1 protein-coding gene is annotated in these 1,498 nt (G+C 78.2%); it reads left to right on the forward strand.

Going from position 1 to position 1,498, the window contains the following annotated elements:
• Window positions 1–1,498, forward strand: a 1,498-nt coding sequence (locus tag HYE82_RS36495; protein ID WP_256988211.1) for a condensation domain-containing protein, incomplete at both ends; no start/stop codon positions are given.

A 1,498-nucleotide genomic window follows, 5' to 3' on the forward strand; every position in this document is an offset into this window, starting at 1 on the left:
GGCGACCCGGCCGCCCCCCGGATCCCGGCCGCGGCCGCCTCCCCGGTCCCGGCCGCGGCCGCGCCCCGCGCCGCCGACGCGGACGAGCCCGTACGGCCGGTGGCGCGCACCCCCGAGGGGCTGCCCCTGTCGCCCGGCCAGCAGGGCATGTGGCTGCTGGACCGGATGCGGCCCGGCAGCGCCGAGTGGAACGCGCCCGTCTTCCTCACCCTGCCCGCCGCATACACGGACCGGACCCTCGCCGCCGCGCTCACCGCGCTCGCCGAGCGGCACGAGATCCTGCGCACCCGCTACGTCCTGCGCGGCGCCGAGCCCGTCCAGATCGCCGACGCCGAAGCCCGCGTCGAGCTGCGCACCGCGCGCGCCGCCGACGGGGCCGCCCTGAACGCCCTGGTCCGGGAGGAGTTCGCCCGCCCCTTCGACCTGGAGCACGGGCCCGTCTGGCGCGCGCTCGCCGTCCGCGGCCCGGAGCCCCGGTCCGACACGAGCCTGGTGCTCTGCGTCCACCACATCGCCTGCGACGGCTGGTCCTCCGTGATCCTCGAACGCGACCTGCTCGCCCTTGCCGAGGCCGCCCACCGAGGCACCGCCGCCGGGCTCCCGCCGCTGCCCGTGCAGTACGCCGACCACGCCGTCCACCAGAGGCGCCGCCTCGCCGGCCCCGCCGCCCAGGAGGAACTGGCCCACTGGAAGCGGGCCCTCGACGGGATCCTCCCCGTCGACCTGCCCGCCGACCGGCCCCGGCCCGCCGTCCGCGACGCCGCCGGCGCCGCCCACGTGTTCACCGTGCCCGCCGAGCTCACCGAGCGGGCCGCCGCGCTCGGCCGCGCCCACGGCGCCACCCTCCACCAGACCCTGCTCACCGTGTTCGCGGCCCTCGTCGCCCGCCTCACCGGACAGTGGGACGTGCCCGTGGGCGTGCCCGTCGCCGGCCGCGACCGGCCCGAGGCCGCCGACGTCGTCGGCTTCTTCCTCAACACCCTCGTGATGCGCTGCGACGCCCCCGCCGACACGCCGTTCACCGACGCGCTGGACCGGGTCCGGGACACCGCGAGGACCGCGTTCGCCCACCAGGACCTGCCCTTCGACCGGCTCGTCGCCGCCCTCGACGACGCCCGGGACCCCGCCCGCACCCCCCTCTACCAGGTCATGTTCGACCTGCACGAGGAGGGCCGGACCGGCACCGCCACGACCGGCACCGACATCGACGCCTTCCGCGGCGCCTGGCGGGCCGCCCGCACCGACCTCACGTTCGTCGTCCAGCGGCAGCCGGACGGCTCCCTGCTCGGCCTCGTCGAATACGCCACCTCCCTCTTCGACGCGGCCACCGTCGAGCGGTTCGCCGCCCACTGGGTGCGGCTCCTCCAGGCCTTCACCGACGACCCCGCGGCCCGCCTCGACCGGGCCGAGATGCTCCCCGACCGGCTGCGCGCCGAACTCCTCGCCCTGGGCCCCGGCGCCCCCGAACCGGGCACCGGCCCGGCCCACACCCCGGCTG

Source organism: Streptomyces sp. BR123 (assembly GCF_013401435.1).
Classification (GTDB): Bacteria; Actinomycetota; Actinomycetes; order Streptomycetales; family Streptomycetaceae; genus Streptomyces.